Genomic DNA, 25,859 nt, shown 5'->3' with positions numbered 1-25,859 from the left:
TTGAAAAAAAGTACTTATGCGATTTAACATTACCTTTAAGCTATTCCTACTCTTTTTGGTAGCTAGCTTAAACAACAACCTTGCTGCTCAAGACAATTTCCCTCATGTAGAAGGAGAAATATTAGTTCGTGTCAAAGATGGTCACTCTATTGCTTGGGTGATCAAAGATTTAGAATTACACAAAGGACTCCAAACACACATCAATAACAAAGCCTTGCTCTCTGAGCACATGAATATTTGGCAATTAACATTTAATAAAGATATTTTAAGTACCTCCAAAATGCTTGCAAAAGCAAGAAACCACCCATCTGTTCATAATGCTCAACTCAACTATATTTTAGAAAAAAGAGTTACCCCTAACGATCCTTCTTACAACCAACAATGGCAGTATGAACAATCATCTAACATCGATTTAGATGCTTCAGCAGCTTGGGATATTACAACAGGTGGTGTCACAGCTTTAGGAGACACTATTGTTGTCTGCGTTATTGACGATGGTCTAGAGGTTAGTCACTCTGATTGGGGAAATAATGTTTGGAGAAACAACGGAGAGATTCCTGGCAATGGCATTGATGATGATGGCAATGGTTATATTGACGATTTCCAAGGATGGAATGCCAATGCAAATAATAACAATATTGTAGCTGGAAGTCCTTTTACCAATCATGGGACACCTGTTGCAGGAATCATTGCAGCAAAAGGAAACAATGGTGTGGGCGTAAGTGGTGTCAATTGGGATGCTAAGTTAATGTTTGTCGTTGGAGGTGGAACAAGTGCCAATTCAATTGCAGCATACAGTTACCCTTTAGCTTGCCGAAAACTGTACAACCAAACCAATGGCGCTTCAGGAGCTTTTGTTGTTGCCACGAATGCTTCATGGGGAGTAGACAACCAACAATGTGCAACCTATGCTCCTTTAGTAAATGAATTTTATGATACCTTAGGAGCTTATGGAATTCTCAATGCTGCTGCTACAGCCAATGCCAATAATAACGTTGATGTAACAGGAGATTTTCCAACCAGTTGTGATAGCGATTATTTAATTGCTGTAACCAATATTAACCAAGCAGGAAATAAAGTCAACCAAGCTGGCTATGGTTTAACAACAGTTGACCTAGGAGCGTTTGGTGAAGGTACGTATACCCTAACCATCAACAATGGTTATGGAGGTTTTGGAGGTACTTCTGGAGCTACTCCACATGTCGCTGGAACCATCGGTTTATTATATTCTGCTCCTTGTCCTAGGTTAGCTCTACTAGCACGTACTCAACCTGCTCAAACAGCATTATTACTCAAACAAATTATTTTAAATTCTACTGTCAGCAATGCTTCTATGCAAGGAACAACAGTTAGTGGGGGAATTTTAAACATGAAAAATGCCTTAGATTCTGTTATGGCTATTGGCTGTTCTCTATCAGGTTGCCACGAACCTTACAATGTGCTTGCCAATACAATTACTGGCAATAGTGCTGTTCTCAATTGGGATCGTGTTGACTCAACAACGCTTTATTACATACGATATAGAGTGGTTGGAAATCCTACTTGGACTTTCGCTTCAGCACCTGATACCTTCTCTATTCTAAACGGCTTAGTAGCTTGTACAAATTATGAGGTAGAAATTGCTGCTGATTGTGATACAACAGCTTATTCTAGCAGCTATAATTTCAAAACAGGAGACTGTTGCGTAGCTCCTAGCAATATTAATGTCGATACAACTGGGCTAACTTCTGCTTCGTTCTCTTGGGCGACAGATCCTTTTGTTACAACTTATAATGTAGAATATAAACTAAAATCTAGTGCCACTTGGCTAACCACCACCACTACTGGAGGAGGAATTATGTTGACAGGTCTAGACAGCTGCGAACTATACGAACTTCGCATTCTTTCTTCTTGTCCTGTCAATGTCAACAACCAATACTCTCCTACCATTGAGTTTGAAACAAATGGATGTGGAAAATGTACTTCTAATAATTACTGTACCTCTTCTGGGCAGAGTTCTGGAGACGATTGGATACAAAACGTAACAATCAACAGTTTAAACAATACAACTGGCAATGATGGAGGCTATATTTCTTTTGTCAATGGGGGACCAACAACAGACTTAGCTCAAGGAGGATCTTATCCTGTTTCTATAGATATTGGATTCAATACAGGTCCTTGGGGAACCAATTGGTTATTAAAAATTTGGATTGATTACAACCAAAATGAGGTCTTTGATGCCAATGAATTAGCCTATGATGCTGGTCAAATTTCATCCGCAATTAACAATCATACAGGAGTTATTAATATACCCAATAATGCCGTTTTAGATAAAACCCGTATGCGAGTTGCTTTGAAATGGGGGAATAATACGACTTTAAATGCATGCGATAACTCTAGCTATGGAGAAACTGAAGATTATTGTATTAACATTACACAACCTACGGGTATTACCATAGAGGAAATAGAGCCAAGTGCCACTCTAAACGTATACCCCAATCCTTTTAATCGTCAGTTAGTCGTTAATATGGATAGCCCTAAAAGTCAAGAAGCTGCTCTTAGTATGAGTACGATTACAGGACAAGAAGTAATTAATATAAACATGCAATTAGACTTGGGAAGCAACCATTTAGAACTACCAACTAGTCGACTTCCTCAAGGTGTTTATTTAGTGCATCTCTTATTAGAAGATGGGTCTATTTTGACACAAAAAGTAGTTAAACAATAGTTTTTTGATAAAGAAAGGGTCTTGCCATTCATTCGAGCATCAACAGCTATTTGATACATCATTACAATATACCAAACCACCTAGATAACAGCTTCTAGGTGGTTTTTTAATAATTCGTTCTAATTTCTGTATTATACCTCTTTTTGTTTATCCACAAAAAGGCAGCCAACCACCTTTTGTGATTGACTGCCAACTAGAAACACTCAACTTGACCTATACTTAGCTTCTTTAGGGAGTGAACATTTAAAAAGTATAAAATTGAATCATTCCTAGTCTTAAGTAACGTGATTTTCTAATCTAGCCTGCACTTAAATACTAGTCTTTAAATAATCAATAAAAGAGCAAAAAATATTAATTCTTATAGTGTAATAGTTTGTTTAGGTGAAAGAATGGTTTGTCATATAAACAGCAACAACCTTTGGTTACTGTATCTTATCTAATTCGTACAAATTATGGGTCTCAATAATCTCAAGTAAATTATCCGTCTCTTGCAATCCCATTTTTTGCAATCCTGAAACCCAAATAGTATAATCATCTCCTGCTACTGCCTTCAATTCTTTAAATGGGGCAGCATCTAATTTCATACTATTGGCACGAAAACTTGTCCATGCGTTTTGGTAGTGTATGTAACAATCATTTTCATACGTTCCTCGTCCTGTTATTCCTTCTGCTAAATGATTATCAGTACAAGTAATATGAAAATGATTGTGCCCGACCTGTGCTAATTCAGAAACACCATAGTTGCTGTGCAAAATAGCCAAGCCTAAAATAACGGAAGCTGGAATACCAAACTTCTTCATCTCTCCTTGCGCTACACTAGCAAAACGAGCAATATAGTTTTCTTTTGCTTCATTTGACAAAGCGACCATATGACTAGGTGTCACTGGATGATTCTCTGTTTCTAATACAGGCTCTGGATAATTCGCATACATCAACATACTTGCTTGGCTATTGGTATTCGTTTTGCTACCAAAATCCAAATTGAATAGAACAATTACCGCAGCAACCGCAACAGCCTTTGGCCAGTGTCTCTTAGACATCCCCACCAAAGCCTCTTTGGTCATCTGACGCTTTAATTGTCGCCACTGCATCGCATAAAATAACGATTGAAAAATATATTTAAGAGATAGTTTTTGAGGTTCCTTTATTTTTTTTGCCAAAACGATATCAGTTTCTGAAACTGTTTCTGTATTTTGTGCTTCAACTTCTAATAAGTCTATCAACTCTTCTGTTGTTGGAGTTGTGTTTTCTGTCACTAACACATCCTCACAAATTTGGATGTTGATATTGTTTGTATTGTTAGTTTCCATTGTTTTAATATTTAGACTTAAATTGATATTCAATTGTTGTGTTGTATTCTTTTGTTGATACAAATATAAAACATTTTGTTTCTAATAACCAAACTTTTGTTTTTATTTTTTAAAACTTTTTGTTTTATGCAACTTTTTTATGCTCATCAAGTAGAAGGAACAACAGCTTTTTTGGATCAAGAAGAAACAAGACATTGTATCAAAACATTGAGAAAGAACATCCATGATGTCATTTCGTTAACAGATGGTTTGGGCAATATGTATGAAGGAAAAATTGTGGACTTCAATAAAAAAAGTTGTACCATCCAAATTATACAACGTATTGAAACGACCGACCAACGAAATTTTAGGTTGCATTTGGCAATTGCTCCTACTAAAAATATCAGTCGTTTAGAATGGTTTTTGGAGAAAACAACAGAACTGGGGATTGACGAAATTACCTTTATATTGTGTCAACGATCAGAACGTAAAAACATTCGCTTAGATCGCTTAGAAAAAGTTGTCCTTGCTGCTGCCAAACAATCTCTTAAAAGTATCTTTCCAAAAATCAATGATTTAACTAAATTCAAAGACTTTCTACCAGCAGCTAATAACGCGACCTTCAAAGGCATTGCACATTGCAATACTCCCAACCTTCCTCATTTAAAGAAGGTATTAAATCCCAATGTTAAAGAAGTTTTATTGTTGATAGGACCTGAAGGCGACTTTTCAGAAGAAGAAGTTGCTTGGGCCAAAGATAGTGGTTTTGAAGAAATAGGTCTAGGAACAAGTCGCTTGCGCACAGAGACAGCAGGTATTGCAGCCTGTCACACGGTTCACTTGCTGCATATTTAATGGTATCAATCGTTCGTTAAAAAACAATCAAAGGTAGATCCTAGTGGGATCTACCAACAGTGAAAATTATAGTTACAAAAGATAAGTAAATTCAGGCTACAACATTAATTTTCTAAATTGTATACGGTCGTATTTCCTTCTATTACTCGCTTTAATCCTTCTATATTCTTTTCTTCCTGCGCTTGAAACGAACCTCCTAACAACTCCATCCATGCAAACATAGAACGCATAAAAATATTTTTGCCACTCACTTTTGACTCTGTTTTTACCTTTGTTTTCCCCTCGATTTCTGAAAAAGAAGTAGTTTGCTCAAAAAACATCATATCACTGTCAAAATCCAAGCGAATAAAATCAAATTTTTTCTTATCAACAATCGTTTCAATCATCTCAAAATCAGGCTGCTCCTCATCTGGCTTGACCACAACTCTATATTGGCTTCCAATTTCACCCTGCTCACCACTAATTAACTCCATGCTCTTAAATCCTTCTAGCCACTGGTCATACTTTGACTTATCTTTGTGAACAGCCCAAGCTTCTTTCAAAGGTTTATCTACTATTATTTCATGCCCATAATTTACAGAAGGTTTTAGAACCCCAGCAGCTAAAAAGAGTACAATAAATCCTAAAAGGAAGTATAATAAGTATTTTAAGAATTTCATTTTTTATGTTTTTTGTTAAAATCATTACTCCGTTGAAAAATCGTATTAGTTTGATTATCAGCAAGATGCACCCCTACCAACCTTTATACTAAAAGACTGATAATCAAACTAATGCAAGATGCTTTTTTACGTTTTTCGTAGGAAAACTAAAAAATCAACGGAGTATTATAAAATAGTACTCCTCTGAAATAAACTAACAATAGTTAACTACACTACTGTTACGTGGTTTCAACGAGCTATTGATTAATAAGAGACACACTAAATACGGAAAATAAACATTTTTGTTTCATTTTACCATTTTTTGTTTCACCAAAAACAAGAGATTTCAATTAACAATTGCCCCAAAAGACGAAAAGTGCTGCTCAATTAAGAACAACACTTTTCTTTCACCCATAAAAATAACTCTAAGCTGCGGCGTCTCTAGCTACCACAGCCTATGAAACTTCCTAAAAAACAATTCTATTCTTCAAATTAGGCAAAAGACCTAATTATACTTTTTCTTTTTTTTAGAGGAACAAAGCCTCTTTTTTTAATTTCGACTCGTTATATACTAAAAGGCTTCAAAAGTGCCATAGAAAGGGAAAACCTAGGGAGTTTTGCCCTCTCTACAGCTACAAAACTAAGCTTGGGATAAAATATTACTTTTTGAAGTATACAGAACCGTAATCTAACACTTCATCAAGACGCCAATATTTTATTTCTTTTTCTAAAAAAATCTTTTTTTGCTGTAATATTCACTTACTTATTTCAAACAGAAAAAAGAAAATCTTAGATTATTAAAAATATATAACTTTTTAAATAACAACAATATAACTTCACAAAAACAATCACTCGTTGTTACATTTATATACATTGAAAATAGTGTGCCAAAAAAATAATTACCGTCTTAATATTTTGTGAAAAAGATTTAAAAACTGTTATCATTTTATAGAAAGAACCTCTACTCAAAACTGTTTATCAAATACTTATCATTATTTCGAGCAAAAAATTCTTTTATTAAAAATAATCAGAGTTAGCTACGCTGCCTGCTTTCAAAAAACTTTTAACGGAGTAATTAAAATTATTTTAGCCGCTCTTAAAAATATAAATCCTCTTGGTTTTCAACTGATAAGCTGTTTATAAATAATTGAGATTAAAAAACAGGCTAGACAAGCATTCCAATTTAATCTCTTATATTTGGCTATCCTAAATCTTCTAATCATTTAGTAGGTGATGGAGACTATTAAACTTAATAACAGTATAACAATGCAACAAACGTTTCTAAAGTACCTCTTACTTACTATTATTGCTTATTCTATCTTTCAGCTAACTGCTTGTAAAAAAGATCAATTTATAACTACAACGGGGGCTGGTCTAGAATTTTCACTAGATACATTAACTTTTGATACTGTATTTACTAATATGGGAAGTGCCACACGCCGCTTCAAAGTTTACAACCCACACAATCAGATTATTCGAATTAACAATGTCTATTTAGGAGGTGGAGAACCCTCTGATTTTAATATCAATATTGATGGTTTTACAGGCGTGGCAAGTTCTGACATAGAGATTCCTGCCAAGGATAGTATTTATATCTTTGCTAATGTTTTTATTGATCCGAATGACGGCGATGCTGTCCGAAAAGATTCTATTCTATTTGAAACAGACGGTGGAGGCACACAAAAAGTAATGCTTTATGCCTATGGTTGGAATGCCAATTATACAGGGAAGGTAGGTTTTTTGACAACGTACAATGATACCACGGTAACCTTAACCAATACCAAGCCTCATATTTTTATGGGTATTGTAGCCTTTGAAAATAATTCTTGCTTAGTTATTCCTGGTGGTACTGAAATCTATATGTTTGGAGGTCCTACTTCAAGACCTGGTGAACGAGCTATGATTTATATTGGTAATAATTCTTGTATCCGCTCAAATGTAGGAGGAGATTTGAACAATCCTGTTGTTTTAAAAACGCATCGACTAGAAGAGGACTACCAATTAATTCCTTTCCACCACAATGGCATTCGATTAGGTCCTGGTAGTCGAGATAATATTATACACGGCACTATTATTAGAAATGCAGTAGATGGTATTTTTGTCGACTCGTTTACAGTCAATGGTAGTCCTAAATTAGAATTGAAGAATAGCAAAATTTATAATGTCGATCGCTCTGCTGTCTTGGCTAGAGGCTCTTATGTTACAATGACCAATACCGTTCTTGCCAACTCTAATCAGTTTAATTTTATCGGAATTCGAGGCGGTGCCTATAATTTTAGAAACTGTACCTTTGCCAATGTTGGTGCAGGCTTGGTTAGCAGAAGTGAACCAGTACTTAGTTTTAGAGACTATGAAATTGTCGTTGATAATAATGGCAATGAAATTCCTATCAAATCACAGGGAGAGGCTTATTTTACAAATTGTATCATTTATGGTAATAAAAGCGAAGAAGTTGAAATACTAACGTTGGATAATCCTCCTGCCGATTTTTATTATGAGTTTAACAATTGCTTGATGAAGGTAGATACGTTTAGTCAAAATATGATCAACTGTATCACCAATCAAGATCCTTTGTTTGTCGATGAAGATAATTTTAATTATCAAATTGATTCTGTGGATTCTCCTGCTAATAATGCAGGACTGCCTACTACCATGAATTTTCCTTCTAACTGGAGAATCTTAACAGGACTACCTGGTATCACAAGCCCTTTCTTAGATATTATTGGACAACAGAGGGAATCAACTCCTGCCATCGGAGCCTATGCAATCCCCAACTAAAAATTATAAACAAATTAATTTTTTCAACCTTCTAATGTCCTAAAGTATGTCTCTTGTATTCAAAGAAAAACAAAAGCTTAGCGGCTGGCTACTATGGTTGGTAACTATTATTTTGGTTGGTGTAGGTATGTTGATCCTCTATGGAATTTATCAACAAATTATACTTGGACAACCTTTTGGAGATAAGCCTAGTTCTGACCTTTCTTTGATTGTAATAGCTAGTATGATCTTAGGCTTGCTTATTTTCTTTTGGACACTCAATCTAAAAACAGAAATCAATAACACTGAAATTAAAATCCATTTTTTTCCACTTACCAAAAGAGTAATAAAATGGAACAATGTTCAAAAAGCGCAGGTGGTAGATTATGGATTTATAGGCGGTTGGGGGCTTCGCCTAAGTTCACAATACGGCACAGTTTATAATGCTTCTGGAACAATGGGACTGGCGATAGAACTAAAGAACGGAACAAAACTTTTAATTGGTACACAGAAAAGCGATGCATTAGCCCAATATGTTCAACAATTGGAACCATTTAGTTGAGTTAGTGTCATAAACGGCTGCTTATGCCTTTTGTAAAGTGGTCGTAATTTTTCGTTTTCGTTCTACTAAAAATTTAAATACTAAAATATTCCCCGCAACCAGTAAGAATGAATACAGGATATCTTCTGCGGGGATTGTCCCCCAACGGTATCCTATATTTTGAGCATTATCGTACCAAACAATTGGTGCTGGTGTAAATGATCCTGTTAAAATACTATTCATAATAAAAAATGGAATCATTGACAGCAAAACAGCTATGGGTAAGTAAGGATAATTATTTCGTTTGACCCACAAATAGCCTCCTAAGAAAAAAGCAATAATCGCTACCATTGTACTATACCAACGCCCCATTCCCAAAACTAAAATAACAATAGCATACAGCAGCATTCCAACATAAAACACGAGGTTAAAGGTTTTAAAATCAATTTTTGTAAAATACGCTCCACAACAGGCGTACACAAAAGTACAAGCATACGGAACGACCACAAAAAATAGCACTTCTTCTATCGGCAAATTGAGTAGATAGTATCCTGTTAAGTAATCAGGATTAAAGCCCCATACGCCCATTTCTGTAAAGAAGTAATCGTGAATTAAAAATGGTACTCCAATCGCAAACAAGGCTCCAAATGTAGCGCCCCAATCACCAACATAATGTACTTTTTTGTCAAAACTCAACAAAAAGGGAAATATAATAACTCCTAAATCTAATAGCAAGTACAAGGTATTCATCTTTTTTTCTTTTGTTCTTGATAAAACTTACGAGGAACAACCAATAAACCAAAACAACTGCCCTCTTCTTTAAAACGGTTTTTATGATGCACCTTATGTGCTTTTCGAAGTGCCTTAAAATAAGGACTCTGTACCTTATCAAACCACTTAAATCGTCTATGAATCAGTACGTCATGTACTAAAAAATAAGTGACCCCATACGCCAAAATACCAAATCCAAACCCAACAGAAAAGGTATTGCCCCACATCATTCCTAACATAATACACAACCAACTTGGAATAGCATACACCAAAAAAAAGGCGTCGTTTTTCTCAAAAAAAGTATTGGGGTCGGGCTGGTGGTGATCTTCATGCAAAAACCACAAAAAACCATGCATGATATATTTGTGGGTAAACCAAGCCATAAATTCCATCCCAAAGAAAGCTAGTAGAAATGGGATTAGATAAGTCAGTATAGTCATCATATCTATAGTTATAATATTTTTCTTAATCCTTTTTTTAGAAATTTAGTTTGCCAACAAACTATTTGTTTACAACACATTCAAAATACAGAAAAACAAGAGCCAAATATAAAACAAGAAATAAGCTGTCGCATTTACCTTTTTGACATTCAACAAATAGACACTTGCAAATAGCACAGAAAAAATAAACCAACACACATAATTGAACAAAGGAATAATCCCATGCTCCCAATTCCAAAAATTATATTTCATAGCGACAGGTTCAATAAAATAATCCAGCACAACACACAGCAAACCAGCCACTACGGCTTTCAACATCCATGGCATTGTTTTAGGAATCCATTGAAGCACAAAATGGACACTAGTAGCAACAACGCAATACCAATTTAAGCCCAACACAACAGGTACTCCATATAGTTTTACCCCTAACTCATGTCCATAATCATAATTGCCAAATAACAAGCCTGTATTAACACCAATCGCCTCAACCGTAAAACCACCTACAACAATTCCTAACAACAAATAGGTTTCTGTTCTCCAGTGCTCAGAAGAAAAAAGAATAAGTAAGGCGCACAAAATCATATTTAGTCCTGACAAACCTTCTACTCGATCTGGATAAAGAAAAATTCCTAACCCAATTAGATGAAAGAGTACCAAAATCCAAGGAGCATAAGACTCCAACTTAACCTGTATCGTGTTAGCGTTCATTGGCAATTAATTTATCAACAATTTTTGCGGATTGAATAGACAATGGAATCCCTCCTCCTGGGTGAACGGTTCCACCACAAAAATAAATTTCTTTGTATTTTTTAGAAAAATTAGGATGCCTTGTCAAAGCAGCCATTTTGGAATTAGACGCAGCTCCATACAAAGCCCCTTCTATTGCCCCTGTATCCAATTCAATACCTTTGGGTGTCCATACCTTTTCTGTTTGAATATAGGGAGTTACTTCTTTGTTTAACATCTGTTCGATGCGTTTTAAGATAGCACTTTTAATAATGGCTGTTTGTTCCTTATTGATCTCTATTCCAGCTGGAACATTGAGCATCACAAACCAATTTTCACCATCTTTCGGAGCATCTTGCGGATTCACTTTTGAACTAATGTGCACATATATTGTCCCTTCTAATGGAATATTTTTTTCTTCAAAAATCAATTCAAACTCTCGTTGATAATCTTCACTAAAAAAAATATTGTGCAAGCCTAATTCTGCAAATTGTTTTTGAATACCCCAATAAAAAATAATTGCCGAACTAGACCGTTCTTGGCGGTGGTACTTTTTAGCTAGGGTTTTGTCCTTGAGCACCTCTTTATAAAATTGAACACAATCAATAGCGCTTACCAATCTTTTACAATGGTAATGGGGATTTTCATTGATACAATATCCTTTTTTTATCTTTTCTACCTTGCCAATCGAAACCCCAAATTCAAACTCTATCCCAACTTCCTTTGCCAATTGGTACAATCCATCCACAATAGAACGCATGCCTCCTTTTGGAAAAAAAGTGCCTACATTTTGTTCTAAATGTGGAATCATACTCAAAATTCCTGATGCTTTATAGGGATTTGAACCATTGTAGGTAGCATAACGATCAAAAATTTGAACCAACCTTGGCTCTTTTAGTTGAGTTGCATTAAGTCGATGTAAGGAAGTAAATAAATTGGTTCTAAAAATCTGTGGTAGCATCTTTAATAATTTCCCCCAAGGCAATTCGCTAGGTTTATGGATGGCATTTTCCAATGAAATTACCCCAATGGAATTGTATTTCTCTGCACTACGTTCCATATAAGAATCAATAACCTTAGTATCAATTCCCAGTTTTTCAGATAGTTCTTTTTTTAGCTTTGTCCGATTGGTATAAAAGTTCAATTGTGTCTTATCACTAAAAAAATAACGACAAGCCTCTTCTTCTTCTTTGTACTGATAATAATCTATAGGATTTTTGTTATATAATTCATACAATTCATCTACCAATTGAGGCATTGTAAACAAAGACGGTCCCGTATCCCAACGATAGCCCATAGATTCGTATTGATTCATTTTGCCCCCTACGTAACTATTTTTTTCCAAGACCAATACTTTATCACCACGTTTTTTTAAACGCAATGCAACCGCAATTCCTGCTATTCCCGCTCCTATAACAATGGCATCGTACATAATGATTATAGATTATAACACGTTAAAAGAATGTCTTAGATAAGATTTTACATACAAATAGTATTTCGAATAATTAGGAATTCGAATGCGCTGAGAAATCAAATCGTTAACGGTTTTTGCTTTGATTTTTTTAAGCAAGTTATAATAATACGTATAAGCTACATAAACCCCAAATCGAGAAGATCGTGGCAGCATCAGCACTCCTTTATAAGCTTCTAAAAACTCTTGTTCTATTTCTTCTTCTATCGATAATTTGTTTTCAAGCGTCAAACCTTCTACATCTCCCACATTAGGAAAATAGATTCTTCCCAATGCTCCCCAATCATCCTTCAAGTCTCTTAGGAAGTTAATTTTTTGAAAAGCAGAGCCTAATTTCATAGCATAAGGCTTTAGTTTTTGATACTGCTCCTCATCCCCATAAACAAAAATCTTTAAACACATCAACCCTACAACTTCTGCTGATCCTAGAATGTATTCTTCATACAATTCTTGCGTATATTCTATGGGTTGTAAATCCATTTCCATACTTCTGAAAAATTTCTCAATCAAATCTAGGTCAATTTGATATTTATTCACAGCTGCCTGAAAAGAGTTTAAAACGGCATTTAAAGAGATCCCTCTATCAATTGCCTTGTACGTATCTGCTTTAAACTCTGCCAATAGTTCTTCTTTTTTGTAACCATGAAAAGAATCTACAATTTCATCCGCAAATCGGACCATTCCATAAATAGCATGGACATCATCTCGAATGTTTTCATCCAAAGTAGAAACACTTTTATAAAATGAAGTGCTATAAATCTTTGTAACATTCACTGAAGCACCTCTTGATAATTCGTCGAATAATGATTTCATTGGAAATAAGTTTAAGTATTGTTGATTAATAACGATTACCAACCTTTCAAAGAAGGAAGCAACAAAAACACACTTTCCTTGATAATCAGCTATGTAGCACTATAATACCACGTAATAGCAGCGAACCGAGCTGTGCGAGCTCACGACCGTAGGGAGTAACAAAGCTAACTAAAAGCAAAGCGTTCACGAAGTGAACTGATATGTTTTCTTCACGAAATAATGGTTGATATAAGCCTAGTGTCCTTTTTTTGGGGTAGCAGCTTTTTTCATAACTAATTTTGCCGCTACTTTGCCCGAAATTAAGGCAGGAGGAACACCTGGACCAGGAACCGTTAGTTGCCCACAAAAAACAAGGTTATCTAGTTTAGAAGTTATTTTTGGTTTTAAATTGGCCGTTTGCATTAAGGTATTGGCCAATCCATACGCATTACCTTTGTAAGAATTATAATCTTGCTTAAAGTCATTGATACAGTAAGAACGCTTGTATATAATATGCGACCGAATAGATTGACCTGTATGACGTTCCATTCGTTCCAACATAATGTCTAAATATTTCTCTCGAAGGGTCTCGTTGTCCTCTACATCTGGTGCCAAAGGCATGAGTAAAAATACATTCTCCTTTCCTTCTGGTGCTACATCAGGGTCGGTTTTAGAGGTTACACAGGCATAAAACAAGGGGCTATCTGGCCAATCTGGCTGATCATAAATTTGTTTGCCATGTTCCACCAAATCTTCGTCAAAAAACAAATTATGATGCTCTACTCCTTCCAGTTTTTTATTAACTCCCAAGTAATAAATTAAAGAGCTTGGAGCCATTTTTCGTTTATCCCAATATTCGGGACTGTATCGTCTGTATGCTTTGGGAATTAGTTGCTGTTCCACAAAATTATAGTCTGCGCCTGCAACTACCTGTTCTACTTTTTTTGAAACGCCTTCAAAGTGAAGGTCTGTTACTTTTCCATTCGCGCAGGTAAAACTTGTAACAGGGCTATTCAAGTGAAATACAGCACCATGTTTCTCTGCAATTTTCTTAAGCCCTTGTGCCAATTGTTGCATCCCTCCTTTGGGATACCAAGTTCCTAACTTTAGATCCGCATAATTCATTAAGGTATACAAAGAAGGAATTCGATGAGGCATCTCTCCCAAAAATAACACAGGAAATCTTAAAATAGAACGTGCCTTATGTGATTCAAAACGATTACAAACATCTTTTTCGACCGATTTGAACAAGTCTAGTTTAAAGAAGTTTTTAAACACTTCTACATCAATCAATTCCAAGAGGCTTAAGCCTGGTTTTTCCAAGAATTTTTCTGTCCCTACCTTATACTTAATTTGTGCATCGTCTAAAAATTGCTTTAATTTTTTCCCTCCATCTTTTTCAAGATCATCAAATACTCGATATAATGCGTCCATACTGGCAGGCATATCGGTATAAGATCTGTCGTTCCAAAACACTCGGTAAGAAGGATCTAATCGCTCTAAAGTTATGTAATCTTCCCTTTTTTCGCCTAAATCTTCAAAAATCTTATCAATAAGATCGGGCATCCAATACCAAGAAGGTCCCATATCAAAGGTAAACCCCTCGACACTAAACGTACGAGCTCGACCACCTACCATCTCATTTTTTTCATGAACATGGACTTCGTGTCCATTTTTAGCTAAAAAGCAAGCAGCAACTAAACCTGCAAAACCTGAACCTATAATATCAATTTGCATTTTTCCGTTTTTGTACAATTCAATAGAACTCTCACCAATACTTGAGAATATTCTATGGAACATAGAACGGATTATTTTGTTTAACAAAAAAGTATTTTTTCGTAAAAAAAGTTAAACAAAAGCTATGTTTTCATACTAAAGCGTATACTTTGAAGGCAAATTTCTGTTGTTTTTTTATCCTTTGGGCGGATTCATCAACTTAATATGTTCGTTTTATACTTCTATTTTCTCACTTGTTCCAACAACCATTCTCGTTCTGCTAAGGGATGCGTATTAGCGATTTCTTGCTTCATTTTCTTTCGTACTTCTTTGTCAAAATTAGGCGTACTCAACAATTTTTTAACCCAACTAATCAGATTAGCATAATGCGTTTTATGATAACTCAGCTCTTTTTTTCGATTCAAAAAAATTCGGAAACTCTCTAATAAAGCTTCCAATGCATCCCAATAACCTTGTTGATAATATAATTTTAAGAGCATCACCTTTGCACCAATATTCAACATAATATCGTCATAATCCGCCTGAATTAACAGTTCCATTGTTTGATTAAAATCCCCTCTAGCAAATGTCAACCTCGCCAAACTATAATCTCGATAATTACTCTTAGAATCACCTTTAAGTTTCAGGGCATACATTGGTATAAAATCATCCAGCCATTCGTATTCCTTCAAAATAATACCTAGAGAGACAATATTTTTATAAGCAAAGTGACTCATTTCATTTTGTTCAATCAGCAAATTTTCTTCTAACCCCTTTTTATAAAGTCGGAAGGCTTCTTGCATATAAAATTGACTTCCCGTATTAATCTGCTTAATCGCATAATTTAAAGCCATTAATAAAATTTCTCGCTGTTCTTTTGCTCCTAGCCAATCGTATTGCTCTAAGTAATAGTTAAGTGCCTGAAAATGCTGTTCCTCCTCTGGATTGTTGAGAGTTTGATAACCATGATAATAAATCATAAGAATTGGCGAGGAAGAATAATCATGGTGTTCTACTTCTTGCAAGACACTATCTAATAAAGGAACGTTATAATCTGTTTTTTTCAAACTTTGCTGACTACGTGCCGTATAAGCATATCGCAACGTTGTGATCATAAAAAACAGACTCGCCTGTTTGGTTATTTCGGTTATATTGGTTGCTCTTGTCCTATTTTGAGTGCCTTCCAAATCAAATTTCAAGACTTCTAATTCATACTTGTGATAATAGTATGCTTCATCGAGTGGAACGCTTTTATTTAGATACTTTGTAGCTTTTTTCAGGCTTTGAGTAGCAGGTTTCAATAATTTTCTATCTCTATAGGCTTTTACCAATTTTTTTTCGTGTTCAAAAGAGATATTTTTTACCATTTTATAGCTGACAAATTCTTCTAGCACTTTTAAACTCGAAGACATAATATGACGCATTCTTAAATCATCGTATGGTTTATTCTGATACAGGTATTTCCAAGCACGTTCTTTTTTAAGTGTCGTTGCATTTAACTGATACCTAGTAAATAAAAAATCAAACAGTTTGGACACATCCTTATGTTCATTATGAATAGGCGATTGCACCCATTTTTTTAAATCTCGAAGATCTTTTTTATCTATCTTTTTAAAAACAGTAACTAGCTTAGATTTTTGCATCATTTTAATCATTTATATCAGACAATATATAAAAAATGTACATCATTTCTAATCAAACTTCAACTACATTTGTAGCATATCGACCAAAAAGCTAATACTCAATCCATTTTACAGACTTAACAAACACTACTAAATTATGAGATTACTATTAAATATATTTTTATTGCTAAGCTTCGCCCCTCTTTACTCGGAGTTATATGCACAATGCAGTGTAACCGCTGCCATCACTTCTAACTATAACGGTCAAGACGTTTCTTGTAATGGAGCTTGTGATGGAGAAATTGCCGCTACTCCCTCTGGCGGGACTGCTCCTTATACCTACTTATGGTCTAGCAACCAAACCTCTCCTATTGCTTCAGGGGTTTGTCCAGGTGTCCATTCGGTAACGATTACAGATGCTATTGGTTGTACAGCAACCAGTTCTATTACTGTGACAGAGCCATCACCTCTAATGGTAACAATTGTTAATACTTTTGATGCGTTGTGCTTTGGAACATGCACAGGAGAGGCTACAGTTGCAGCTAGTGGTGGTACAGGTCAAAGCTATACCTATCACTGGAATGCTGCCTCTGGTAACCAGACAACCGCTACAGCAACCAACCTTTGTGCAACAGGTATTCTTTATACGGTAACAGCAACCGATTTAAATGGATGTCAAGACACTACCTCCGTAACCATAAATGAGCCCGCTAGTCCTGTTCTTGCTACGATTACTAATATTACCCACCCTAGTCAAGCTAGTGCTGCTGACGGAAGCATTTCCGTCACTGCTAGTGGTGGTTCACCTCCTTACTCGTATGTCTGGCCAACAGGTCAAATTGGTCCAGTTGCAGGAGGGCTGCCTTCTGGCATCTATTGCTTCTCTGTAACCGATGTCAATGGGTGTATGACGACCAATTGTGTTACTTTATTAGACGATCCTATCACTCTTAGAGGGCAGGTACGCTTAGATAGTAACAACAACTGTACTCCTGACATCAATGAGCCATTAATTGGTTCTCAAATTATAAAAGTGACCAATTCCAATAGTGGGCTAGTTCAATATTTTTCTACCAATCCTAATGGATTATATGAGGCAGATTTAGATACAGGAAGTTACACTTTAGAGTATTTTCCAATCAATAACTTATATGGAAATGCTTGCGTCAACCAAGTCAATATTACCATTCCTACACTCAACACGATAGATACCGTAAACTGGGTATTAGAAGCAGGGACTCCATGTCACTTAATGACCGTTTCAATAGGTGCACCGTTTTTGCGCAGAGCTGGCGGAGGAAGTTGGTATAATGTGCACTATTGTAACAATGGAACGCTAGACGCCTACAATAGTTATGTCGAAGTAAACATTGATTCTTTTTTGAACGTCACCTCAACAAGCATCGCACCTACTTCTGTTGTTGGCAATACTTATCAATTTGATTTAGATACAGTACGTGTTGGTGAGTGTGGTAATATCTACATCTATGTTACTGTTGATGCGGCAGCGATCCCTGGACAAACACATTGTAGCTATGCCCATATCTATCCAGATAGTTTTTGCCTGCCATTGTGGAATGGTCCTATTTTAAAAGCTAGCAATACTTGCCAGAATGATTCTATTTTCTTCAAAATTAAAAATATAGGCAATAATATGCTGGCAGCAGAGGATTATTCCATTTTTGAAGATGATATTATTATTCAAATGGCACCATTTAATCTTAATGGTGGTGATTCGGTAGAAGTCATACAACCTGCCGATTTAGGAAAAACATATCGCATTCAAGCTCGCCAAGCGAATGGATTTCCCCCTCAATTAGGTCCCTCCATTGTTCATTCTTATACCGAAGGTTGTCGTCCATTTAATAACGGTAGCTTTAATACAGGCTTCTTGACACAATACTATACAGGCAATACCGCTTATTTTATCGACAACGACTGTCAATCTAATGTTGCATCCTTTGACCCTAATGATAAGGCAGCGCAACCTGAAGGATATGGAAGCGCGCATTACATTGAAGCCAATACACCACTAAAATATAGAATCCGCTTCCAAAACACAGGAACCGATACTGCCTTTAATATTGTTATTGTTGATACCCTATCAACCAATGTTGATGCTAGTAGCTTATTAATGGGTGCAAGTAGCCATCCTTATACTTGGGAGTTAAGTGGTACTGGGGTTTTAACAGTTCGTTTTGATGATATTTTACTAGTAGATAGCAATGCCAACGAACCTCTTTCTCATGGATTCTTTACGTATTCCATTAACCAAGTACCAAACTTAATCAATGGTTCTGTTATCAATAACCAAGCAGCAATTTATTTTGATTTTAATCCTCCTATTTTTACGAATGTAACCACACATACCATTGGAGAAAACTTTATTCCTATTGTCTTAAAAATGGAAGAAGCATGGATAGAAGATATGAAAGTGCATATTTATCCCAATCCTACTTCTGGTTTAGTATATATTGATCAATTGGGAGAAAATGACATACAAATCAAGGTATTTGATCATCTAGGACGAAATCTAGTGCAAAAAAATGTTAGCGATCAACAAACAGCACTTGATTTGAATGACTTAACCAGTGGGGTTTATTATATCAATATTCAACAAAATCAAAAGACTAGCACACACAAAATCATAAAACAATAAGAGGTAATATTTACCAGATTTTTTTTGAGAGTTTGGCAATTTGAAAAATGAATTTTCAAGTTGCCAAATTTTCTTTTTTGTTTCAACAAAATTAATCCTTCGCTTTTAATAAAACATTCCCCCTAGGAGGTTGAGATTTTAATTGCCGAATCAACTCTTCTTGATGGTCTTTTTCTGATATAACTCGATAATGACTGGGAATTTGAAAGATATTTGCGTTTAAGATTTGTGCTTTTTTAGACTTAATTTGATGCGTATAAGACACATTTTCCTTATTTAAATGGAGGTATTTAGGTAGATAAGACAGATTGTTTGCATAAATAGGATAAATACAAAAATCAACTAAAATAGTCGAATCAAACAAAGCAAAATAAGTGTTTCCTAAATTATCTTCTAAAATACTTCCTTTCTTATTGGTTTGAACTTGATTTCCTTTTGAACCTACCCATTGGTAATCTTCAGACTGCTTCTCCAATAACTTATAAACAACTTTTGTACTGGACTTTGATTCGAACAACGTATCATTTCTTAGCAATGACCAACGCCATACTTTTCCATCTATATAAATTTGTTCTAAAAACATAGAATCGGCAATGAACAAAACAATAGAATCTTCTGGAACAATTTCATCAGGATCATCAAATCGTTCAAAAACCTTATAAGTGACTTGTCCTTCGAAGTATTGTTCTTGACAGCAACAGATACACCACAACCAAGAGAATAGTATGGTTATTGCAACCTTCATAATAGTTTGATTTGAAACAAGAAAAAGCAACTACAAGCCTATAAGCCGAATCCTGTACTCTACAAAGAGTCTCTATCATTTATCTAGACCAATAGTCACCTATTGGCTCTATCTGCCTACCCTCCAGCTAGAGCGAGCAACCCTACGGACTCCGAAGAGCCCATGCTGGTATACATGGCATTTCAACTCGCAAGGTTTATCCGCTACTATTGTTACCAATAATAGCCGTGCGCTCTTACCGCACGTTTTCACCCTTACTTCCAATAAAATGAAAGCGGTTATTTTCTGCGACACTTTCTGTATTTTCTTATGCAAAAGCAAAAGAAAACCCCATCCGTTAGATGGTGCGATGCTCTGCGTTGTTCGGACTTTCCTCATGTTTGAATAGCTCAAACCCGCGATAGAGCAGCTTGTAGTTGCGCCTGCAAAGATAGGCTATATTTTGGAATAATGCTATGAGAATGCTATTTTCTATCGTTTATTATAACCTAACACAAGGTAAAAGAAAGCAGTATAGAACTATTCTAAATAAAAACAGTCTGCAAATAAGCCTGAACATAGGTTGCATAAGTGGCGTTGAATAGATATTTTGTGAGCAGAATGTAAAAATGTAACCGCAATCTTTTTATTTTTGCGCCGTACAATTATAATAGCAGTACTATTATAACCTTCTTAAGAACTATATTTAAAACTAAAATTATCATTACAACATGAAGTGGATTATAGACTTTTTACTATCCTCTCTTGGTAAGAAATTAATTATGTCGTTAACAGGTTTGTTTTTATGCCTGTTTTTAGTCGTGCATATGCTGGGGAACTTACAGTTATTCTTTGACAACACCGGAGAAACATTTAACCTCTATGCCTATCACATGACACACAATCCCTTGATTAAGGTAATTTCTTATGGCAATTACTTTTTTATCTTATTACATGCTGTACAAGGAATTTTGATTACAGCATATAATCGTAAAGCAAAAGGAGGTTCTTATCAAGGAAAGGAAATTGCAGATACAGAAGCAAAGCTTGCTTCAAGAAACATGAGAAACTTGGGTCTGCTCATTTTCGTATTTATCGGTTTGCATATGTGGCAATTTTGGGCACAAATGCACTTTTTTGAAATGGGCAAACAAACCTATGATGGATTGGAAGTGAAAGACCTGTATAGTCTAGTCAAAGAAGCTTTCTCTCAAGCATGGGTAGTTGTTTTTTACTTAATTTCATTGGTTGCACTAGCCTTGCATTTGATGCATGGGTTCTGGAGTGCTTTCCAAACAATGGGACTAAACAACAAAAAATATGCTCCTATTATTAGAGCCGTAGCCATGGGGTATTCTATCCTAATCCCATTAGGATTTGCTTCTATGCCAATCGTATTTTTTGTACTTAAGTAATTAACTAACGAATAGGAGTTCGGCTTTGAACTCCCTCCAACAACAACTGTTGTTATTAAAGAAATCATTGTTGAATAAAATTCATTCTATCATATGAAAAAGTTTCAGTCAAACGTACCTGAAAGTAAGACACTGGCAGAAAAATGGACCGAATACCGTTCCAATATGCCACTTGTTGCTCCTAACAATAAACGTAATATAGAAGTCATCGTAGTTGGAACAGGTTTGGCAGGTGCTTCTGCCGCTGCCACTCTTGGAGAACTAGGATACAAAGTAAAAGCTTTTTGCTTTCACGATAGCCCTCGTCGTGCGCACAGTATTGCCGCACAAGGAGGGATCAATGCTGCAAAAAATTATCAAAATGATGGTGACTCAGTTTATCGTCTATTTTATGATACAGTAAAAGGTGGTGACTACCGTTCTCGTGAGGCTAACGTACATCGCTTGGCAGAAGTATCTAGAAATATTATAGACCAATGTGTCGCTCAAGGAGTTCCTTTTGCAAGAGAATATGGTGGTAACTTAGCCAACCGTTCTTTTGGTGGGGTGCAAGTATCTCGTACCTTTTATGCTCGTGGGCAAACGGGTCAACAATTGTTGATTGGTGCCTACAGTGCTTTGTCTAGACAAATTTCTTTGGGGAATGTAAAAATGTACAATCGCCATGAAATGCTTGACCTAGTTGTTATTGATAACAAGGCTCGTGGTATTATTGCTCGTAATTTATTGACTGGTAAATTAGAGCGTTTTGGTGCTCATGCAGTTGTTTTGGGTACTGGTGGTTATGGTAATGTATTCTATCTATCTACCAATGCAATGGGGTCTAATGTGACTGCTTCTTGGGTTGCTCACAAGCGTGGAGCCTATTTTGCCAATCCTTGTTTCTGTCAGATTCATCCAACTTGTATTCCTGTATCTGGTGATTATCAATCAAAGCTAACCTTGATGTCAGAGTCCTTGCGTAACGATGGACGTGTTTGGGTTCCTAAACACAAAAAAGATGTGGAGGCTTTGAGAACAGGAAAAATGAAGCCAACAGATTTGGCAGAAGAAGACAGAGACTACTACTTGGAGCGCATCTACCCTGCTTTTGGTAACTTGGTACCTCGTGATGTAGCTTCTCGTGCTGCTAAATATCGTTGTGACGATGGACATGGTGTAGGTGCTACTGGCTTATCTGTTTACCTTGACTTTGCTTCTGCTGTTATTCGTTACGGAAAATCAGAGGCTATTTCTCAAGGAATATCTAACCCAAGTGAGGAAGAAATTAAACAACTAGGACGTGCTGTTGTTGAAAAGAAATACGGCAACTTGTTTGAGATGTATGAAAAAATTACGGGTGAAGATCCTTACTACACTCCTATGCGTATCTATCCTGCAATTCATTATACTATGGGTGGTATTTGGGTAGATTATAATTTGGAAACTAGTATTCCTGGTTTGTTTGCAACAGGTGAGTGTAACTTCTCTGACCATGGTGCCAACCGATTGGGTGCTTCTGCTTTGATGCAAGGTTTGGCAGATGGATACTTTGTTTTGCCTTATACAATTGGTGTGTTCTTGAGCAAAGAAATTCGTACGCCAATGACAGATACATCAGCACCTGAGTTTGAAGCCGTTGAAAACGATGTTAAAAATAAAATCAAGAAACTACTTAGCATTAATGGAACTCGCTCTGTGGAATCGTTCCATCGTGAATTGGGAGTAGACATTATGTGGGAATATTGTGGCATGGCTCGTAATGCTGAAGGTCTAAAACTAGGTCGTCAAAAAGTGCGTGCATTACGTGACCGTTTCTGGAAAGAGGTTTACATTCCTCACACAGATAAAGATGGGCATGAGTTTAATCCTGAATTAGAAAAAGCATTGCGTGTGGCTGATTTCTTTGAATTAGCAGAATTAATGATGGTAGATGCTTTGGATCGTAACGAATCTTGTGGTGGGCATTTCCGTGACGAATATGCAACACCTGAAGGAGAAGCCAAACGTAATGACCAAGACTATGCTTATGTATCAGCTTGGGAGTACAATGGTTTAGATGCGGATCCTATTCTCCACAAAGAGGAATTAACGTTCAATGACATTGAGTTGAAAACTCGTTCTTATAAATAACGGCTAAAGAAAGAAGGAATTCTTTTTTGGTAATTATAAAAACAAAAAAAATAGAGACTTATGGCTCACGATAATATAAAAGTAAACCTTTTTGTTTGGAGACAAACAGGGGTGAATGATAAAAATCCAGGCATTAAATCTTATCCAGATCTTGAAATTAACACACACATGTCTTTCTTAGAGATGTTGGACGTTTTGAATGCACACATTATAGAAAACAAAGATAAATACCCAGAAGGTCCTGTCGCTTTTGAGCACGATTGTCGAGAAGGGATTTGTGGTGCGTGTAGTTTGGTCATCAACGGCCGCCCTCATGGTCCTATGAAAGGAACAACTACGTGTCAACTACATATGCGCCATTTTAATAATGGTGATAATATCTATATTGAACCGTTTAAAGCTGCTGCATTTCCTGTTATAAAGGATTTAGTAGTGGATCGTAGTTCTTTTGACAAGATTATTCAAGCGGGTGGTTACGTTTCGGTTAATACAGGAGGTACACCAGATGGAAATGCCGTTCCTATTGGACAAGGAATTGCGGCTGATGCCTTTGATGCTGCGGCTTGTATTGGATGTGGTGCTTGTGTTGCTGCTTGTCCGAATGCTGCTGCAATGTTGTTTACTTCTGCAAAGGTTTCTCACTTGGCTCTATTGCCACAAGGAAAGCCTGAAGCTGCTAAACGTGTCAAAAGAATGGTTAGCCAAATGGATAAAGAAGGATTTGGTTTGTGTTCTAATATTGGTGCCTGTGAAGCGGAATGTCCTAAAGAAATTTCTTTAGACTATATCGCACAAATGAATAGAGAATATTTCTCTGCAACTTTAAAAACAACAGAGTAAACGATAAAATCGTTTCTTGAAATAAAATTTATACAGCAGCTAAGATATATCTTGGCTGCTTTTTTGTTTTAGGAAGTAATGCAACCAATAGGAAGGAGCAAACCAAATTGGATAAATAAAAAAAAGAGAGCTGGGGATAGCTCTCTTTTACTGTTCTCTTCTCGCCAAAAGAGTTTTTCAATCAAAATTAATCTAGCCGTATCTCTATTAATTATAAGATTGATTAGTTTTTCCACACTTTCAACTAACTTAACAATAGTAATAAGAAAGAAAGTAATGAGGATATTAAACTTGTATAGTTCACTTAGGGCAGATACATAACAGCTTAGGGATGTTTTTTGATCTTTTGATATACTTGGGAGGATAACATTCCAATCAAAAAACGGCTGTTAAATAAAACCTAAAAAATGATTAAATAGATACTATTGAATCACTATCTGCCCCTATGACAAGGAGTTGTTCAAAAGGTTGGAATTTTTTTTACTTTTTTTTTATTTTTTTTTCAAACCTTCATTTTAAGCATTAAAATGTCTGCTATGTAACCGTAGTTGCACTGCTTCTATATGGTTTGAACAAGCAATTTTTTTAGGGATAAACTTATCTAAGGTCTTCTCAACAAATCATTTGAAAAAATAAGTTTCTGATAAAAATTTTTTATCCGTTCTACTTCAATTCTATATATTATAATGTAAATATTTCCAATGGTAAGGAAAGGTAGGTAAGTCTGCATTATCCAATAGGTCAAGTATAGATATACAAAAAGGGAAGATTCCTCCTAATCTTCCCTTAAGTTTCTTCGTTAATTTCGAAGAATTCCAATCGAAATTAATAGCGGTATCTATTTAATATTAGATTGAATATACATATAGTATTATTTTAGCACATAGGGATAAACCCTCTTACTACTAGACGACAAATCTCATTTTGAAATGGTTGCATGAGTTGAAAAAATTTTTTGATTTATTTTTTCTTGCCATCTGTTATCAATAACGACTGCAAATTTATTTTATTTTCCTTGGGAGTCAAAATTTATTTCATTCATTATTATAATTTTAATATTTCTTAATATTTCGTTTACATATCCAGTCATTACTATCATTTCTAGTATGTAGTCCTGTATATAAATTTTAGCCAAAATATTTACTTATTTCTCCTCTATAGATCAATCTATTGGAGCAATGGCAAACAAAGCTCAAGCTCTTGACAAAAAACAAGCCACAAAATAGCATCTAAAATAAAAAAGACTCCAACCAAAACCAGTCAGAGTCTTTCATATCATCTTGTGTCTAGTCCTTCTATTACTCTACTCGTATTTTTCTTGTAAAACTCGTATTATTACTGCTTACTCTGATAAAGTAAATTCCCGATACATAACGATTTATATCAAAATCTATTTCATGGTAAGCATTGGATGTCATTGGTGCGCTATACGACTCAACTATTTGCCCCAAAGCGGTTATAATTTCAATTTGATAACGATCATCTTTCGAAATTTGAAGGTATACCGTACTACTTCCTTCGTGCAATACTGTTGGGAACAGTTGCTTCACCAACGGTGCTTCTACTGTTAGCGACCTTACTTCTGTATAAGTAGATGTCCCATCAAAATCTACTTGTTTTAATCGGAAGTAATGCACTCCTGGTATTAAATTAGGTACTTTATAATCATAATTTTGCGCTGTAGTCGTTGTTCCTGCTCCATTAACATATCCAATTTGATTAAATTCTGGTGCACCAGTACTAGGCAGTGCATGTTCCACTTCGTAACCTGCATTATTCAACTC

19 protein-coding genes and 1 other RNA gene are annotated in these 25,859 nt (G+C 35.7%); 8 read left to right on the top strand and 12 right to left on the bottom strand.

The genetic code is table 11. The features are described from left to right. Positions 1 to 16 precede the first annotated feature (16 nt). Entirely contained in the window at positions 17 to 2,707 is a 2,691-nt protein-coding gene (locus CG11_RS22305) for a S8 family serine peptidase (RefSeq protein ID WP_052599073.1), read from the top strand. A gap of 422 nt (positions 2,708 to 3,129) precedes the next feature. On the opposite strand, the gene CG11_RS22300 is transcribed toward CG11_RS22305, so the two are convergent. After that, positions 3,130 to 4,017, bottom strand: a complete 888-nt coding sequence (locus CG11_RS22300; RefSeq protein WP_156039860.1) for a glucosaminidase domain-containing protein — start codon at positions 4,015 to 4,017, stop codon at positions 3,130 to 3,132. A gap of 126 nt (positions 4,018 to 4,143) precedes the next feature. Here CG11_RS22300 and CG11_RS22295 point away from each other — a divergent pair, with 126 nt between their 5' ends. Further along, positions 4,144 to 4,851 (top strand): 16S rRNA (uracil(1498)-N(3))-methyltransferase, encoded by a 708-nt coding sequence (locus CG11_RS22295; protein ID WP_052599071.1) that lies wholly within the window; start codon positions 4,144 to 4,146, stop codon positions 4,849 to 4,851. A 104-nt stretch (positions 4,852 to 4,955) separates the two neighbouring features. Here CG11_RS22295 and CG11_RS22290 read toward each other — a convergent pair whose 3' ends face one another. Then, positions 4,956 to 5,510, bottom strand: coding sequence for a hypothetical protein (locus tag CG11_RS22290; RefSeq protein ID WP_052599070.1), 555 nt, complete (start codon positions 5,508 to 5,510; stop codon positions 4,956 to 4,958). Between the two features lie 1,245 nt (positions 5,511 to 6,755). Here CG11_RS22290 and CG11_RS22285 point away from each other — a divergent pair. Continuing rightward, positions 6,756 to 8,267 carry a right-handed parallel beta-helix repeat-containing protein gene (locus CG11_RS22285; protein ID WP_052599069.1) on the top strand — a complete coding sequence of 504 codons (1,512 nt, stop codon included), beginning with the start codon at positions 6,756 to 6,758 and terminating at the stop codon, positions 8,265 to 8,267. 46 nt (positions 8,268 to 8,313) lie between these two features. Next, on the top strand, positions 8,314 to 8,808 hold the full coding sequence (locus tag CG11_RS22280; protein WP_052599068.1) for a hypothetical protein: 495 nt from the start codon (positions 8,314 to 8,316) through the stop codon (positions 8,806 to 8,808). 21 nt (positions 8,809 to 8,829) lie between these two features. On the opposite strand, the gene CG11_RS22275 is transcribed toward CG11_RS22280, so the two are convergent. From CG11_RS22275 to CG11_RS22245, 7 genes are all read right to left on the bottom strand, one after another. After that, positions 8,830 to 9,537, bottom strand: coding sequence for a lycopene cyclase domain-containing protein (locus CG11_RS22275; protein WP_052599067.1), 708 nt, complete (start codon positions 9,535 to 9,537; stop codon positions 8,830 to 8,832). Beyond that, complete coding sequence (locus CG11_RS22270) at positions 9,534 to 10,001, bottom strand: sterol desaturase family protein (RefSeq protein ID WP_197043913.1); 468 nt, start codon at positions 9,999 to 10,001, stop codon at positions 9,534 to 9,536. Before CG11_RS22270 ends, CG11_RS22275 begins: the two co-directional genes overlap by 4 nt. A 66-nt stretch (positions 10,002 to 10,067) precedes the next feature. Next, the gene (locus tag CG11_RS22265) at positions 10,068 to 10,706 is read right to left on the bottom strand and encodes a carotenoid biosynthesis protein (protein WP_052599065.1); all 639 of its coding nucleotides are present in this window, start codon (positions 10,704 to 10,706) and stop codon (positions 10,068 to 10,070) included. Next, the gene (gene crtD, locus CG11_RS22260) at positions 10,696 to 12,156 is read right to left on the bottom strand and encodes a 1-hydroxycarotenoid 3,4-desaturase CrtD (protein WP_052599064.1); all 1,461 of its coding nucleotides are present in this window, start codon (positions 12,154 to 12,156) and stop codon (positions 10,696 to 10,698) included. The genes CG11_RS22265 and crtD overlap by 11 nt, the downstream gene beginning before the upstream one ends. A gap of 12 nt (positions 12,157 to 12,168) precedes the next feature. Continuing rightward, complete coding sequence (locus CG11_RS22255; RefSeq protein ID WP_052599063.1) at positions 12,169 to 13,008, bottom strand: phytoene/squalene synthase family protein; 840 nt, start codon at positions 13,006 to 13,008, stop codon at positions 12,169 to 12,171. A 234-nt stretch (positions 13,009 to 13,242) separates the two neighbouring features. Next, entirely contained in the window at positions 13,243 to 14,787 is a 1,545-nt protein-coding gene (locus tag CG11_RS22250; RefSeq protein ID WP_231512827.1) for an NAD(P)/FAD-dependent oxidoreductase, read from the bottom strand. Positions 14,788 to 14,945: 158 nt separating this feature from the next. Next, complete coding sequence (locus tag CG11_RS22245) at positions 14,946 to 16,349, bottom strand: hypothetical protein (protein ID WP_052599062.1); 1,404 nt, start codon at positions 16,347 to 16,349, stop codon at positions 14,946 to 14,948. A gap of 133 nt (positions 16,350 to 16,482) precedes the next feature. On the opposite strand from CG11_RS22245, the gene CG11_RS22240 reads away from it, so the two are divergent. Next, on the top strand, positions 16,483 to 18,984 hold the full coding sequence (locus tag CG11_RS22240) for a T9SS type A sorting domain-containing protein (RefSeq protein ID WP_052599061.1): 2,502 nt from the start codon (positions 16,483 to 16,485) through the stop codon (positions 18,982 to 18,984). 91 nt (positions 18,985 to 19,075) lie between these two features. On the opposite strand, the gene CG11_RS22235 is transcribed toward CG11_RS22240, so the two are convergent. After that, positions 19,076 to 19,729 (bottom strand): hypothetical protein, encoded by a 654-nt coding sequence (locus tag CG11_RS22235; protein WP_052599060.1) that lies wholly within the window; start codon positions 19,727 to 19,729, stop codon positions 19,076 to 19,078. A 25-nt stretch (positions 19,730 to 19,754) separates the two neighbouring features. Beyond that, an RNA gene (gene rnpB, locus CG11_RS23125) (RNase P RNA component class A) lies at positions 19,755 to 20,146 on the bottom strand. A 293-nt stretch (positions 20,147 to 20,439) separates the two neighbouring features. Here rnpB and CG11_RS22225 point away from each other — a divergent pair. From CG11_RS22225 to CG11_RS22215, 3 genes are all read left to right on the top strand, one after another. Continuing rightward, positions 20,440 to 21,123 (top strand): succinate dehydrogenase cytochrome b subunit, encoded by a 684-nt coding sequence (locus tag CG11_RS22225; RefSeq protein ID WP_052599058.1) that lies wholly within the window; start codon positions 20,440 to 20,442, stop codon positions 21,121 to 21,123. Positions 21,124 to 21,216: 93 nt separating this feature from the next. Further along, positions 21,217 to 23,235: a fumarate reductase/succinate dehydrogenase flavoprotein subunit gene (locus tag CG11_RS22220; RefSeq protein WP_052599057.1), complete on the top strand. Its 2,019-nt coding sequence runs from the start codon at positions 21,217 to 21,219 to the stop codon at positions 23,233 to 23,235. 60 nt (positions 23,236 to 23,295) lie between these two features. Then, positions 23,296 to 24,075 (top strand): succinate dehydrogenase/fumarate reductase iron-sulfur subunit, encoded by a 780-nt coding sequence (locus CG11_RS22215; protein ID WP_052599056.1) that lies wholly within the window; start codon positions 23,296 to 23,298, stop codon positions 24,073 to 24,075. Positions 24,076 to 25,373: 1,298 nt separating this feature from the next. Here CG11_RS22215 and CG11_RS22210 read toward each other — a convergent pair. Beyond that, the coding region (locus CG11_RS22210; RefSeq protein ID WP_156039858.1) for a T9SS type A sorting domain-containing protein at positions 25,374 to 25,859 on the bottom strand (486 nt) is incomplete at its 5' end.

The organism is Aureispira sp. CCB-QB1 (genome assembly GCF_000724545.1).
In the GTDB taxonomy this organism is placed as follows: domain Bacteria; phylum Bacteroidota; class Bacteroidia; order Chitinophagales; family Saprospiraceae; genus Aureispira.
This window is presented reverse-complemented; position numbering and strand designations above follow the sequence as displayed.

Bases quoted from the DNA above. Each gene is read 5' to 3' on its own strand.
- CG11_RS22215 (WP_052599056.1), top strand. From the start codon at position 23,296: ATGGCTCACGATAATATAAAAGTAAACCTTTTTGTTTGGAGACAAACA.
- CG11_RS22265 (WP_052599065.1), bottom strand. From the start codon at position 10,706: ATGAACGCTAACACGATACAGGTTAAGTTGGAGTCTTATGCTCCTTGG.
- CG11_RS22220 (WP_052599057.1), top strand. From the start codon at position 21,217: ATGAAAAAGTTTCAGTCAAACGTACCTGAAAGTAAGACACTGGCAGAA.
- CG11_RS22305 (WP_052599073.1), top strand. From the start codon at position 17: ATGCGATTTAACATTACCTTTAAGCTATTCCTACTCTTTTTGGTAGCT.
- CG11_RS22295 (WP_052599071.1), top strand. From the start codon at position 4,144: ATGCAACTTTTTTATGCTCATCAAGTAGAAGGAACAACAGCTTTTTTG.
- CG11_RS22255 (WP_052599063.1), bottom strand. From the start codon at position 13,008: ATGAAATCATTATTCGACGAATTATCAAGAGGTGCTTCAGTGAATGTT.
- CG11_RS22250 (WP_231512827.1), bottom strand. From the start codon at position 14,787: ATGTTCCATAGAATATTCTCAAGTATTGGTGAGAGTTCTATTGAATTG.
- CG11_RS22275 (WP_052599067.1), bottom strand. From the start codon at position 9,537: ATGAATACCTTGTACTTGCTATTAGATTTAGGAGTTATTATATTTCCC.
- CG11_RS22280 (WP_052599068.1), top strand. From the start codon at position 8,314: ATGTCTCTTGTATTCAAAGAAAAACAAAAGCTTAGCGGCTGGCTACTA.
- CG11_RS22270 (WP_197043913.1), bottom strand. From the start codon at position 10,001: ATGATGACTATACTGACTTATCTAATCCCATTTCTACTAGCTTTCTTT.
- CG11_RS22235 (WP_052599060.1), bottom strand. From the start codon at position 19,729: ATGAAGGTTGCAATAACCATACTATTCTCTTGGTTGTGGTGTATCTGT.
- CG11_RS22300 (WP_156039860.1), bottom strand. From the start codon at position 4,017: ATGGAAACTAACAATACAAACAATATCAACATCCAAATTTGTGAGGAT.
- CG11_RS22240 (WP_052599061.1), top strand. From the start codon at position 16,483: ATGAGATTACTATTAAATATATTTTTATTGCTAAGCTTCGCCCCTCTT.
- CG11_RS22285 (WP_052599069.1), top strand. From the start codon at position 6,756: ATGCAACAAACGTTTCTAAAGTACCTCTTACTTACTATTATTGCTTAT.
- CG11_RS22290 (WP_052599070.1), bottom strand. From the start codon at position 5,510: ATGAAATTCTTAAAATACTTATTATACTTCCTTTTAGGATTTATTGTA.
- CG11_RS22225 (WP_052599058.1), top strand. From the start codon at position 20,440: ATGAAGTGGATTATAGACTTTTTACTATCCTCTCTTGGTAAGAAATTA.
- crtD (WP_052599064.1), bottom strand. From the start codon at position 12,156: ATGTACGATGCCATTGTTATAGGAGCGGGAATAGCAGGAATTGCGGTT.
- CG11_RS22245 (WP_052599062.1), bottom strand. From the start codon at position 16,349: ATGATGCAAAAATCTAAGCTAGTTACTGTTTTTAAAAAGATAGATAAA.